Annotated in this window: 6 protein-coding genes; all 6 read left to right on the forward strand. The window is 49.2% G+C overall.

The window, feature by feature from the left end; all coding sequences use genetic code 11:
* Positions 1–11: 11 nt before the first annotated feature.
* Genes J5069_RS04565 through J5069_RS04590 form a run of 6 tightly spaced genes read left to right on the forward strand, consistent with a single transcriptional unit; the run spans position 12 to position 14,384 of the window.
* On the forward strand, positions 12–461 hold the full coding sequence (locus tag J5069_RS04565) for a GPW/gp25 family protein (RefSeq protein WP_264628031.1): 450 nt from the start codon (positions 12–14) through the stop codon (positions 459–461).
* Positions 461–4,432 carry a hypothetical protein gene (locus J5069_RS04570; protein WP_264642732.1) on the forward strand — a complete coding sequence of 1,324 codons (3,972 nt, stop codon included), beginning with the start codon at positions 461–463 and terminating at the stop codon, positions 4,430–4,432. Before J5069_RS04565 ends, J5069_RS04570 begins: the two co-directional genes overlap by 1 nt.
* Complete coding sequence (locus J5069_RS04575) at positions 4,425–5,255, forward strand: hypothetical protein (protein WP_264627592.1); 831 nt, start codon at positions 4,425–4,427, stop codon at positions 5,253–5,255. Before J5069_RS04570 ends, J5069_RS04575 begins: the two co-directional genes overlap by 8 nt.
* Positions 5,228–7,630: a hypothetical protein gene (locus tag J5069_RS04580; protein WP_264642733.1), complete on the forward strand. Its 2,403-nt coding sequence runs from the start codon at positions 5,228–5,230 to the stop codon at positions 7,628–7,630. Before J5069_RS04575 ends, J5069_RS04580 begins: the two co-directional genes overlap by 28 nt.
* Complete coding sequence (locus J5069_RS04585; RefSeq protein ID WP_264642734.1) at positions 7,627–11,742, forward strand: contractile injection system tape measure protein; 4,116 nt, start codon at positions 7,627–7,629, stop codon at positions 11,740–11,742. The genes J5069_RS04580 and J5069_RS04585 overlap by 4 nt, the downstream gene beginning before the upstream one ends.
* Before the next feature lie 11 nt (positions 11,743–11,753).
* Positions 11,754–14,384 carry a hypothetical protein gene (locus J5069_RS04590; protein ID WP_264642735.1) on the forward strand — a complete coding sequence of 877 codons (2,631 nt, stop codon included), beginning with the start codon at positions 11,754–11,756 and terminating at the stop codon, positions 14,382–14,384.
* Positions 14,385–14,432: the final 48 nt, after the last annotated feature.

A 14,432-nucleotide genomic window follows, 5' to 3' on the forward strand; every position in this document is an offset into this window, starting at 1 on the left:
GCGTGAAATTTATGGCAAACGACAATGCATTTTTAGGAACCGGCTGGGCATTTCCGCCCTGCTTTACTGGACCCAATCATCAGATTGTCATGAGCTCTGATATACAGGATATCGAACAGAGCTTAACGATTCTACTCTCCACCACGCCTGGGGAGCGGCTTATGACGCCCGATTTCGGCTGCCGAATTAATCAGTTTGTATTTGAAGAACTCACGCAGACGGTATTAACCCAGCTAGCCTCTGAAATTCGCCATGCCATTTTATTTTTCGAATCGCGCATCAATGTCGAGGATGTCCATTTTTTACCCGAACCCTTTTCTGGGAAATTGCTTATTCAAATTGACTACAGCGTTATCACCACCAACACGCGTAGCAATATGGTTTATCCCTTCTATTTAAGCGAAGGCACGTTGATAGCGCCTCAGTTACTACCGTTATCAAACGAGTGGGATATCGCATAATGACCTCGCGGCAACAGCGGCAGGATGAGGCGATAAATTCATCCCTATTTAACCCACACGAGCTTAGCTTTGAGCAGTTAGTGGTTTGGGCACACCAGTTTGCCCAACAATTGCCCTTCAAAAACCTGCAGGATCAGGCCGATGGTCACTGGGGAAATTTATTTCAAAAAAGTGAAATCGTGGTTTGTGCCGCGATATCAACCTGTAATACAAAACAGATTCAAGAACAATTCCAGCAAGCCCAGGCACACGGTGGAAACGTGGCCGTCGAGTTTTTACTCATCCTGTTAAAACGGTTGCAGGAGTGGTATCAACACCTCCCGGGCACCCCGGAGACCGCTTACCAGTTTAAATACTACCTGCTGCATGAATATCAGTATCACCTCTCGTTGCCGCTAAGCCTTATGATCACCCGCTTACCGGAGCAATTCCACCATCACGTACAAGCGCTTGATCCGTTGTGGAATCTTGATCAACAAACGCTAGACACCGCATCGTCAGTATTACAGCACAGTAGCTTTAGTGAACAAACGCGCCACTGCTTCGCGAAAATAGTCTATGTCATTGAACAGATAAAACAGCAAAGCCAGCAGGTATTGCAGGCCGCTTTAGTGCATCAGGAAAATAACCCGCAGCAGGCACTTTATTTTGCCTTCCTGCAATTGTTTGAACGCGCTCAACAAAGCCTTAATCAATTCACGGAAAAACATCTGCAATTTTATTACCAGCAGGTTCTACAGCAAAGTAAGAAAGCTACGCCAGATAATTCGGTGTACCTGAAACTCTCATTAAACAATCAAACCAACAATTCGATTCAATTTGAGCAAGGTGCCGAATTTAGCCCTGGCGATGATCCTGATTTTAACCCGATCATTTATCGTAGCGGTTATCCAATTGAAGTCACGGATGCCGAGGTCTCTCACCTCTTCAACCTCACTCTACAGCGCGACCCGCTAGTTTCACCCGAAAAGGAATCTGGCTTAGTATGCGGAGTCAGCGGACAGCGCCTGCTGATAACGGCTGGCGCGACCGGGGACGATTTCCCGAAAGAACAGCACTTTAATATATTCAACAACAAGTATAAAACCGAAGACAGCACGCAACCGATGGGGCTGATTATCACGGATCCCCTATTTTCGATGCAGCAAGGCAATCGCAGTATCGAAATCGTGATTCATCTCAAAGAGGTGCGCTCGGGCATCGTTGCTCAGGAATTGCTGGCGGTGGATGATGATGATAAAGCCAGCGCAGCGTTAACGCGAATATTTACACAATTACTCACCCTGCATGCCTATCTGTTGGAGGATTGGGCTGCCCAGATAACCGCCAGCAAACTGGTAAAAGAGGTAACACCGGATCAACTCAACCAGTTTCGGCATCTCAGACCGTCACAGCGTGTTTGGGTAGCCTATAAGTTGTTTTATCTGCAAATGCTACAGGTTATCTGCTCAACCCCGGATAAAGGGGTGTTATATGGCCTCTCAAAGACGGACCTTCTCTTTCGTGTCATCGGTCAGATAGTAAGCCGACGCTGTCTTTACACGGTGTCATGGTTAGCCGAATCAGATATTGCGGAGATCCTCACTCGTTTGAAACCCATTCTTGCGGAAGAAGCAACTGCTTATACGACGATCAAAGAGTTACTCAGCCATTCCCTCACGGCTGCTTTTTATCAACTCTTTCAGGACGTTTTTCACCTTGAAGCCTCAACCGAAAATGGTTGGGAGGTGCTTGATAACGTGGAGATTTACCCCTGCTCCGCCCATGAGTGTCAAATTGGATTTAGGGTGAAATGTCATGTTGATACCGGTTTTGCGTCCATCATCCCTCGCCATGCGCATCTCCCGCAGAGTGCATCGCTAAAAATAACGCTGAAGCGGAAAAGTAACTGCTTCCCGTATGCGATTTTCCGCGATTTTGAATTATCAAAACTGGCGATGTCATCGCATGTAAGCGGCGTAACCCAAATGCAATTATTTACCCCCGAGGGACAAGTTGATTCCTCACAGCCCTTCTTCCTATTTGGCTCTCAGCCTTATCTTGATGCCTATGTGGTTATTGCTAACGAAGAGATTGCCCGAAAATCCCTTAGCCAATTGTCGTTGCACCTCGATTGGGGGAACCTGCCGCGGGGCTCAGAGGGCTTCAGGCAGTACTATGCTCAATATCCTTACCAATACACCAACGCCAGTTTTCAAATGCGCGCAGCAGTGCTCGATAATGGGCAGTGGGTTGAATTCGGCCCGACTTTCTTACCGTTATTCACGCCGGCCAGCGGCGTCCTTCACCATGACAGACATCTTCATTTTCCGAAAATGAGAAACAGCTACACGCCAGTGGCTCGCCCGTGGCCAAAGACGCCATACAGTAACCAATCTGGCTTACGTAACGGTCTCTTTAAGCTAATGCTTACAGGCCCGGAACCGGCATTCGGCCACAAAGATTATGCGCCCTTACTGAGTGACACACTGACTTACAATGTCAGCAAAAAGCATAAAAGAACGTTGCCTAATCAACCCTATGCGCCGTTAGTCACCCGCATTGCCATCGACTATTCAGCGGAATCAACCATTGATTTATTAAGCATCGACAATCACAGCCAGAGTGAAATCGTTCACTTGCACCCTTTTGGCGAAAACGCCATTTATCCGCCGCAGCAAATTCTCCAGCTCCACAGACCGAGATTCTTCCCGAATTACCAAGAGGATAGCCATTGCTTTATCGGTATCACTGCGACTGAATTATCGGGGTATTTAAATATTTTCTTTGTGTTTGACGGTAACGCCCGACTGCTAATGCCCTATCCATCTACCGCATATCGCTGGTATTACCTGGTGGAAAATGAATGGCAGGCACTCAACCCGCACCAGATTATCCATGACACTACCCTCAACTTTCTCACCACCGGTATTGTCACCTTAGATCTACCGGATGACATCAATACGGACCACACCGTGATGCCGTCGGGTCTGTTTTGGCTACGTGTGAGTACCAATAAGGGGATTGACCGCTATCCTGACTGTTTGCATGTGGCAACACACGTCGTAAAAGTATCAGGTAAAGGCGCGCCTCTTGCCGATGATGGTGTCACCCCGCTCTCATTTTCTGCATGGCGAAGCACACCGCGAAAGGCGAATCTTGCCGCCATAGCGCAACTTAATGCGATGATAAAAATCCCCGAAACTGAAAGCGATAAACACTTCCAGATGCGGATCAGTGAAAGCTTGCGTCACAAAGGCAAAGCGTTAACGCCGTGGGATTACGAGCACCTTATTCTGGAAAACTTCCCGGAGGTGGGTTCCGTACACTGTTTCCCTACCCGCAGCTATCATTCTCATGCCCAGGAACCCGGCCGCGTATTGGTCATCGTGACCCCAGTCAATACCCATTGCGATCACTCGCTCTGTTCGCCAAAGCAGTTAGATTCTTCATACCTTCTCGCTATTCGCCGTTTCCTGTTGGCCGTGTCTCGCCCGCACGTACAAATAGAAGTCCGTCATCCTGGCTACGAAAAAATCCAGATCAGGTGCAAAGTCACGTTAAAAGAGGGAGTCAGTCATGGCCCCGCATTACGAAGACTCGAATATGCTATCAAATCGCAATTATGCCCTTGGGAGTCAGGCAGTCTTAACTCGGGGCTGGGATTCTGCTTATCACTTGAGAAGCTCAGCGCCTTTATTCTCAGACAAAAAAACGTCGTTAAGGTCAGTGCACTCTCCGCGCTGAAAATCAGCATTGATGAAGATACGGAGTACACGCTCCAGGACAGCGCGACAACCAATCAACCCATTCGTGCAGCCTATCCATGGTATTTGTTGATTCCAGAAGTGCATCAGTACATTCAAATTTCACCCGATAACCTTACCCACAGGCCCGTTACCGTTGGTATTGGCGAACTGGTTATCGGGGAACAATTTATTGTCAGCACATCAACAACGTCTAACCCTAAAGGCGCAAAAAATAATGGCTAAACGTAACCGAAGCACGCTTAAGAATTATTTTCGTCATGGGACCATGCCGTCAGCCGAACACTTTTCAGACTTGATTGACTCATGCGTTAATCAGAGTGATGAAGGGTTTATCAAGCCACCGGAAACGGGACTTCAGCTAAGAGCATTAGATCAGGAACATTTGCTGAGCTTTTACCAGCAAAATAGCCCCGACACCCCGCTGTGGCACGTTGGATTTGCTCCTCAGAGTATTAATCTACACATTTTCGCAAACCCAATTGCAGATATCACAGGAGAAAGCCCGGAGGATACCGGAGCAGTACCGTCCACCAATCTCTCAATGACGCCCAATGGACATGTAGGGATTAATACCGCAACGCCTCAGCAGACCCTCGACGTCAATGGCACCATCGCATCTCAAGGCAGAATGGGCGGCGTGTTGATTGATACGCCCATCCCCGCTGATGGCGAATGGCACGATATTACTCCCGATCTCGAAGGGTGCCATATGTTCGAAGTGGTCGCGGGGATCGGCATCCGATACAGCGGGCGCTATGCTCTTGTGCACGCCATCGCCACTAATACCTGCGCACCCAACAAACGGTGGTGGCACTGGGCAGATAAAAACCCTATTCATATGACTCAGGCATTTTTTCATTCTTCAGCAGACAAAATACAACTGCGCTGGCGGCAACACAATCACAGAGGCACCGTGCGCCCTTACGCATTGCAAATTCGCACCAATACGCCATTTGGAAAAGACCAAACCATCCAATACCATATTACACAATTATGGCATGACCCCTTTATGCAGCAATGCCAGCACAAAGTAATGGGGGAGTAAATTCAATAATGTCTAAGACTATTTCGAAAAAACGCCATAATGATAATCCGAATAGTTTTGAACATCTTTATCAGCTTGGCCTGACGTACATCCAGCAGCTAAGTGGTCATCTCTGGACTGATTACAATACGCACGATCCGGGCATGACTATCCTGGAGCAGGTGTGCTACGCCCTGACCGACCTGATCTACCGCTGTGAGTTTGAGGTAACCGACTATCTCAGCGAGCCCTCTGGGAACATTGATTACCGGGCTCATGGATTAGCGTTAGCGCAAGACATCATCCCGGCATACCCGCAGCAGCCTGAAGAATATGAGACGTGGTTATTAGCCCGGCTTCCTGAGCTCGAGAAAGTCTGGTTACGCTGGAGTGAAGATGCCCCGCAGTTGGGTATTTACACCCTTAATGTACAGCTCAACCATTTTTACGCGTTAAGCCAGCAGGGTCCGGTAGCTAGCCAACGTTCGGTCTATACGCAGCAACATGCCGCCATTCAGCGCATTCGCCATGAGTTTTATCAGGTTCGGGCGATTGGGGAAGATTTATCCGCCATTGAATTGACCGGACAACACCCGCTGACGCTCACCGCCGTCATTCATATCAGTGACGATATCGCGGATGTCACCTGGCTAGCTGCCAAGATCTACCACCGGATTGGCCTTTGGCTTGAAGCAAATACGCAAAACATGCCTGCGACTGTGATTAAAGAATCACTGCTCGCTGAAGACGGAATCCTACAAATTGATCGGCTAGAATTTAGCCAGCACAGTAGCAACATGGGTGACGAAGAGCCAACCCCGATTGATAATATCGCCCCTTTTTCTTATTTGACGCTTCCGCGACCCTCCGCGCATTCAGACATCGAGATAATCCAGTTTCAGCACCCGGTTAACCTCGACTACGCCAATCTCGCCATTCAAATAGAGCAGATCCAATACCAGCAACGTTTTGCCCAGCTCAAAACGGTCACGCCCCCCGCGCTGCCCGTTGGCCGATATTTTGAGTTCAGCCGCTATGAATCCATTCAAACGCTGTTTCCCAGGAACTATCATTTAGCGCCTGGGATGCCGAATCAATACCATGCGCAGCAGCAGGCTCAACGACATCAGCTTCGCAGCTACTTACTGCTGTTCGACCAACTAATGGCTAATTTTTGTGACGACGTTGCCGGGTTGAACTCGCTGTTCTCGCTCTCATTAACTACTGAGGCCACCTACCATGCGCATCGGTTACACGATGATGAGTTTTATAATATCGGCAAACATTACCCGCATGATGCGAGCACGCGTCTGGACCAGTTGCGAGCTCAGCTTGATGATTATCCTGAGCGGAAAAATCGCATCTTTAACTATTTGCTAGCCCTTTATAGCGAACGGTTCCCGGAGTGGTTACATCGCCAGTTCAATCCGTATTTTTCTGCCCAAACATTAGAAAAACAGCTTCTGAAATACAAACAAGTTTTTATCCTGAATATCGTTACGATGACCAATGGCCGGGGTATTGGTGATAATTTGCTTCAGCCTGAACATCAGGGTGGATACCGCCAGCGTCTTTCGCTGCTTCTAGGGCTATTCCCACTGGCCTCTTCCCAGGGGAGTTATACGCAGGCTATTGCCCGGTACTCACTGAACCTGGTGCCAGACTCATTCTACTTCCCCAGCGATACGGGCAAAACTGTGTTGTGGTCACTCAGCCCCGAAGCGAAGGCGAGCCTGCTGCCTTTAGCCGATAACCGCTTAGTCGAATACCCGAATGAAGATGATATTGAGCACACCCTATTAGCCACCTCCCTCTTCCACGGGCGAACGCTGCCTGATGTGCTGTTGCAGTTTGGTATTGATAACCGCAGATACCGCCTGCTGCCCCGCGCAGAGCATGATGATTATCTGCTGTTTTTTAATACTGGGATCGAAGGCACCCAAGAGGGGCTTTATATTGCCAGCCATTCTGACAAACAGGCACTCACCCAACTCTGCCATCAGTTGCAACGCTGGCTAATTGAGCTGAATCAAAGCAGTGAAGGGCTTTATGTCGTCGAACCCATTTTACTGCGTACTGGAGACGCTAGCGACTATGCCAACCGGGTCACTCTGGTGTTGCCGGGCTACACCGCTCGCTTTAGTAACCCCAGGTTTCGGGAGCATGCAGAACAACTCATCATTGAAAACAGTCCGGCTCACCTGCTGACGCAGTGCCTATGGTTGGATTTCGCTGCTTTTGGCCAATTCGAAACGTTGTATAGCCAATGGCGGCACGCAAAATCCAACGCGCTACAGCGCAAAGAAGATCAGCCTGAGTGCGATGCCATCGCTCAACAGCTTTACCAGTTTATTCAGCGGTCGCGCAATGAGACAGATGAGGCGTTGAGCCTATGAGCCAATTCCACAAAATTAATCACATTAGTCTCGAATTTGATTTCACCGGGTTTGCTGATGCAGAGACCTTTGAATCGCGCGCCGCGCAGTGGGTTGTTCAGCACTTTATCCCCGTGATGGAAACGGTATTTGATGAGGTCTGTCCTGAGCATCAAACCCTGGTTATCGATACGCTGACGCTCGATCTCGGTGAGATCAATGCAAGGATGTTTTACCAACAAGCACCAGAAAAACTCAAACACGTGCTCCAGACAACGCTGCGTTCACAGTTGCACCTAGCCGGACAGGCACGGCCATCCACGCATTCGGCTAACCCCAATAGCATGCAGGTGCGAAGCCAGCAACAACAGCGCTGGAACATACTCTGGCAATTTCTCAGCACCGGTGCGCTCCCGTGGTCGGTGCCCGGCGAACAGCCGCTGGAATCACTGGGTCTGTCTGACATGCTGACCGAACATTCCACCCAGTTGGTTGAGGCACTCAATAATATCCACCAGCCTGAGCACCTATTACGACGGATCGTTGAGCAATTTCCCGTCAGCCACATTGCAGCATTGTTTCCGTCGTTAGCGCCTTCGCAGCAATGGGAAATGATGTCACTTTTATTAACGCATCCTAAAGGCCGCCAGGGAGAAATCGCTGACCGACTGGCACTGGCGTGGTTTGCCCGCTTCGCGCAGCTATTAGCGCAACACAACCTGGCTCCGCTCCGTCCCGATTGGGAAAAGCTGATTTACCAGTTTGCGCCACAGCTGATAAAAGCCCTCTATCAGCGGCACACCGATAGCCAGCTCCCCTGGGCTTTGGTGCGTGATTTAACGGAAGCTGAGCGCCTGCTGCTGCTTAGCGTATTAACACCGCAGGAATATCCATTTTTGACCGCTATTCTGCGCGTACCAGACTGGTGGCAGGTAAAAAACCGCGCCGATTTAACCTCGCGCGACGTTCACGCTACACAGGCATCAAGCCCTGAAAAATCCGCCGCGATATTGCCCCCATCGCAAATCCACCAGCATTTGTGGCTTTTTACGCTCCAATACCTGCTAATCGATCGTGGCAGTGCGTTCAACCGCCAAAGCTATATGTCTGGCCTGGTGGTCCAGATGGCAAATTCGCAAAACCAAAAGGCAGATACGCTGCTGGCGTCGTTAATTGCGACGCTTGACAGCACCACCATCGACAGCGTGCTACAAGGGCAATTATTGGATTTACTCCACACCATCGAGCCCATTATTGTTCCGCCTGCGCTTTTAAGCGCACCTGATAAACCGGAGATCGCTGAAACACACTTACCCGCTACCACGGCTCCCCAGACAGACCCTGATGAGGCAAACCGGCTAATCAGCGCAGCCCCATTACGCCATATTAACGAACTGGTTATGGCGCTCTGTTCAGGCCAGGAACATCAGCTCAGGCTGTATTGGCCACCACTTTCGCAGCCGTTTGCCGCCTTATTGCGCTGGTGCGGCCAACTGGAGTATGTGCGCCGCCATTGGTCCGAAACGTATTCTGATACAACCTTATTAGCGCTGGCCGACGTGCTGGAACCGCTTGCATCCCCTTTATTACGACTCCTGATGGTGAAACATCCTCTGTTTGCCACCCAGCGTGCCGGGGCCACCGAGCGCGCAACAGTGACGAGTTTATGGAAATTCACTTTTGCGTTTCTCATTGTGGAAAGCGGCGGCGCGTTTAACCCAAAAAGCTACCTCTGTTATTTAATCCAGCAGATGGCAGCCTGGCGCAATATCTCTTATACCGACCAATTGGAAGCACTGAGAAATAGCGTTATCAATACCGGTGACTTTTCCCTGTCTGGCATCCCGATGAGCAGCCTTCTGAAAGAACTCGATCCGTCCAGGCTCCCGGGAAATGCCGTTCAAGGTGATGAACCATCGCCTTCTCACTTCCAGTCGCCACTCTCACCGTCGTTGATAAATGGCCTCTCTTTGACGCAGTTGGCTGACATCGAAGACATCATCACAACGCTGCAAAGTGCCAATCAAACTCAATGGAACAGCCACATTCATCAATGGCAGCGCGACCATGGGAAACGGCTGCCACTGCTCATTTTCAGTGCGGGGCGCTCACTTTCCGTAGTAAAGCGCTGGGTGGCCAATTTTGATGATTCCGCATTATTCACATTAACCACTATCATCAATTCGCCTGCCACAGAGACCGTACAGGCTATTATTCGCGAGAGTCAAACCATCGGAATAGCCATAAGCCACGCGTTAAATCCGCTTAATATGAGTAATACCAGAAATGCCTTATGGGAACTGACGCTACACTACCTAATGAGCCGCCGAGGGAGTGAATTTAATCAATATCAATATTTACTGAATGTCACTGAACAACTTTCTGCCCGCTACCAGATTAACGTTGAAGTATTAATTCACGAATGGTTAAACCTGAGCGATAGCGGCTTTTTATGGCGCCAGCAGTTGGTTGACCTTGTCGAACATCAGAAACGGCCCCTCATCAAGGCGCCTCAGTTGCTCGCAAATATTCAGTCCGATGTCCACGTATTGGTCATAAGTCAGCAGCAACGTACGATTTTACAGCACTATGCCGCAATCAATGCCAGTGCAATAGCAACACAGCTACAAACATGGAATATCCCACAGCTAACGCGCCTGATACGTATCATGCAGCCGCAACTCAGTGAGCGTACACTCGCGATGCTCCCTTTGCTGCTGGCGATCGTCCAGCAATTTACATTAGCCTTTCACTGGTTTTACCCACTGCTCCTCAGCCATGAATGCCCCGCCACGCCAGAGCAATGGCTTCAACGGCTGTTACGTCAGATGAACAAGTACCATGCGTCGTCTGAAAGTACGCACTACCACCAGTTGCAGCAATTCATCCTCAGCAGTAACGATACTCATGAGCCTCTGGCGGAACGCAGACGGTGGTTTGCTAGTCTTCTGCCCGAGGAAGTGCTACTTGAAGGATTACAGCTGTGGTTGGAAGGTAAAAGTCCCGCACCGGAGCAGGGCTTGTTGACAGGGTTATCGCAACGCTCACCGCCGCATTCACTACGGCAATGGCTACAGCGTAGTCTGGCAAATCCGCGCCATATGCAGCGTTGGCTAGTGGAGATATCGCCTGAAACACATCAAGCGATTTTGCTCCCAACGCTCACCAGCGCCACCCTCGCATTGCTGGCATTACGCCAGGCATTTTGCCAACTCTTTGAATCGCCGAAACAGGGCGAATTCCTGTTTTGGCAAACGCTTTATCGCCAGCATTGGCTTAAAGGGATCGCCATGACCAGCGACCAGTTCATGCATGCTGTTCTCATCGAGTTAAATCAATTATGGCGTGCTCACGCGCATCAGGACAAAGCATCTGACGATACGTCGGTTGCCGCGCTGATTGGGCGGTTACTGCCGCTCATATCCTCTACGTCACAGCAAAAAACGTTAGTACAGATCGCAAGCCAGTGCGAACAAAGTCCATCGGGAAAAACACCGTGGGCGGCACACCTGAATCTCCAGCAACCGGAAATTAAACAACTTATTGAGGCCATTGATATGACAGATAAGGACGTGAAGAAAAACGCGGAGATCTCATGGGAAAAACCGCAGAATAACGCAGAAGCAGTGGCTGAACCCGTCATCATTCACAATGCGGGATTAGTTATCGCCTCAGCCTATATCCCAATGTTATTTCAGCGGCTCGCGCTGACCGACGGGCGCAACTTTGTTGATACCCAGGCACAACTGCAAGCGCTGTTCTGCCTGCAATGGATGACGAATAGCACCAACAGCGCGCCAGAATATCAACTGTTGCTGAACAAAGTGCTCTGCGGTATTGCGCCCTCTACGGCCATTCCTCAGCAGGTTGCATTACCGGCAGGGGCCGAAACACTCATCGAAGGTTTGCTTACGGCCATTATTGCCCACTGGCGAATTCTGGGAAAAACCTCCATCAGCGGGCTGCAATCCACTTTCATTCAACGTGAAGGCGTGCTCACCTTCACCCCCCAACATTGGCAGCTAAATATCATCCCTGGCACCTTTGACATGCTACTCGACCAATTGCCGTGGAGCTTTCAGACCATTAAATACCCATGGATGGATATTCCCCTCTTTGTTTCATGGCGCTGAGGATAAAAACAATGATAAACCCTGGTTTCAGTCTGTTATCACATATTCTTAAGCTGGCACCGCGCTTTGCCAAACATGTAGCCTGCTGGTTATTGTGCGGCGGCGCACTTTGCGCTATTCCTGCATTTGGTTACGCGGCACAAAACAGCCCGGCCGATAGCGCCCAGCCGTTTAAAACATGCAGTCAACAGCTAACAGCGAGTGATAAACGCAATTTCGGGAGAGAGATACAAACTCAGCTTGCTGTTTTGTACCAGAATGACAACAATTTCCAGGCCCAGTTGAAAAGAGGCCAGCTGCTGAACGATGGTATTGTTGGCCCTGCAACTCGCTACTGGCTGGATTACTTCTGTGGTGAATTTGCGTTCACCGCCCCTATCTCATCCAACGACCAACACCCGATTTTTGTTGAATCTTTAATGATTGCGTTAAATCGCGCTGCTGAGCGTAATACACTTTTCCCGACGTGGCGCCCGACGATACCCCCCCCGGAGTTGCTTCATTTAACCTCAGCAGAGATTGAAATAAAACTCGGGCTTAGCGCATCAAAACCCGGTAAAGGTTCTGATACACCGAAACCCACAGAGCCTACGGCGCCTGAAAAAACCGCTAGTGATAGATCTCCCTACTATTACCAATTGACAGAAAAAGACTTCACCACCCTGACGCAGCTACAGACCGTAGTGGCAACCTTTAAGAAGTTAGAAAAGCAGCAATTCGACCAACGCAGCCAACTTTATAACCAGCTCAGCGATTTATTTACCCAACTGATTGATTCACTCACCCAACTTGATATTCCGATTGCACAGCCCATTAATATCGACAACTTAATTGACTCTTACACGATAGAGCCCCCTCAACCTAGTACAAGTGCTACCACAAGCACGAGCACGAGCACGAGCACGAGCACGAGCCAAATCATGGATGGCGAAGCGAATAGTGTCGATGCAGAGAAACTAAATACCGCTGATAACCCTACCGACAATAACCATGCCTCTAGTACATCAAAGCAGGTGATTGAAACCAGCACACAAAGTGACACTCAAACGACAGCACCACAGTTAGTGTGGCAACTGAACCCTAATGCACTGAAGCAAACCATTGGGCAACTGCATATTACCTCGCTATCTAAAGATCAATTGAAAACACTTACGCCACTACAGGATGAAGTTTTTCCAAGTCTCTATCTATTACAAATGGCGATGAACGCGTTGGGAATTTCGCCAGCCAGTACGCAGGGCAAAAGCATTGTTGAATTAGCATACAAAAAAGGTCAAAGCCCTATCCGCGCCGTCCCTGTAAACTGGGAAGCCCCGCCGGACTGCGGGTGCCAGGACAGTACCAAGTCTATTTTTACGATAGGCACTTTTTATGGTTTCTATCCTTACTGGCAACATCTCGAAAAAGGGCAAACCATTGATTTTAGTCGCTTGGACCGCATTGGCTATGTTGGCGCAGTGATGAAACCTGGCGAGAATGGCAATACATTAGCACTGCCACAAAACTGGTCAGCCGACCCTACGTACAGCAAGTTTATTCAGACCACCCACCGCTATCGCACCAAGCTCGATCTGGTGGTGACGACGCCACGAGATCTCACCCAAGACCAACTGATCGCGCTGTTTACTGACGACATGGCACAGCGCCTTGTTGCATCCGTGACGATCCCCATGGACAAGTATTTCATTAATAATGTGCAGCAGTGGATCAGTCTTGGATTTGCAACCGTACTGCCCATTGCAGACGGCATTACCTTTGATATAGACCTTTCGGTCTTAGACACTCAACAAAGTCAGCAGGCCTTTTTATCATTCCTACAGAAGGTTAAAGCTGCCTTGCGTCAAAGCTATCAACATCAGTCTGGTATCAACGCACTCAACGCCTCTGAGGCAGACGATGATCGGTATTATGTGAATGTGATTGTTCCGGTAAAAGGCATCATAAAGCGTGAAGATGATTTTTATAGTTTCAGGAGTATCAATGAATTATCCAAAAATATCGATCTACTGCTCGTCCGACCTGGCTCACCGGAAAATAGCGATGGGGCGAAAGATGAACTGACTCAATTAAAGCAATTACAGAAATGGCTCAGCGAACAGCCGGATCAGGCCGACGTGCAACGGGTGTACAAGCAACTGGTTCCCGTACTGATAACCGAAGACAATCGCAATCAAAAGTCGGTGCTGAATCAACTGGTTAACTTTTCGAGCTGGAGCTTTTTGGGCGCAGCCTATTGGCCGCTGCCACTAAGCGCAGAAAATGAGACGCTGATTGATGATACATTCTTCCAGCAGGCCCCGCAGTACCCTAAACCGATTAATCAGATGATAAACAACATCAATAACCTGCTAAATTGGATCTGTGTTTATCGCTGGGAACTAAGAGCGGGTTTATTTGTATCGTTCGTGCTCATTCTCGTCTTTTTGGCTGCTTGTATCTGGTGTTTCCCACTAAGAAAGCATTTGAGCGGCATCCCCTTTGTGGCACTGACGTCGCTATCTATCAGCGGGTTAATGCTGGTGTTTGTGGCCGATCCCTTGTTTGATAGTTATAAAGTGCCTATTTTGTTCATTTTTATCGTAGTGATGGGATGGATATTATTTGCGGTACGAATGGTGAGGAAAGAGGGGGATAAGCCTTAAGTGCTACATTTTGGCTGTAAGATAATCATGGATTACAGTTTGGTATTA

This window comes from Candidatus Symbiopectobacterium sp. NZEC127 (assembly GCF_025962675.1).
Lineage (GTDB): Bacteria > Pseudomonadota > Gammaproteobacteria > Enterobacterales > Enterobacteriaceae > Symbiopectobacterium.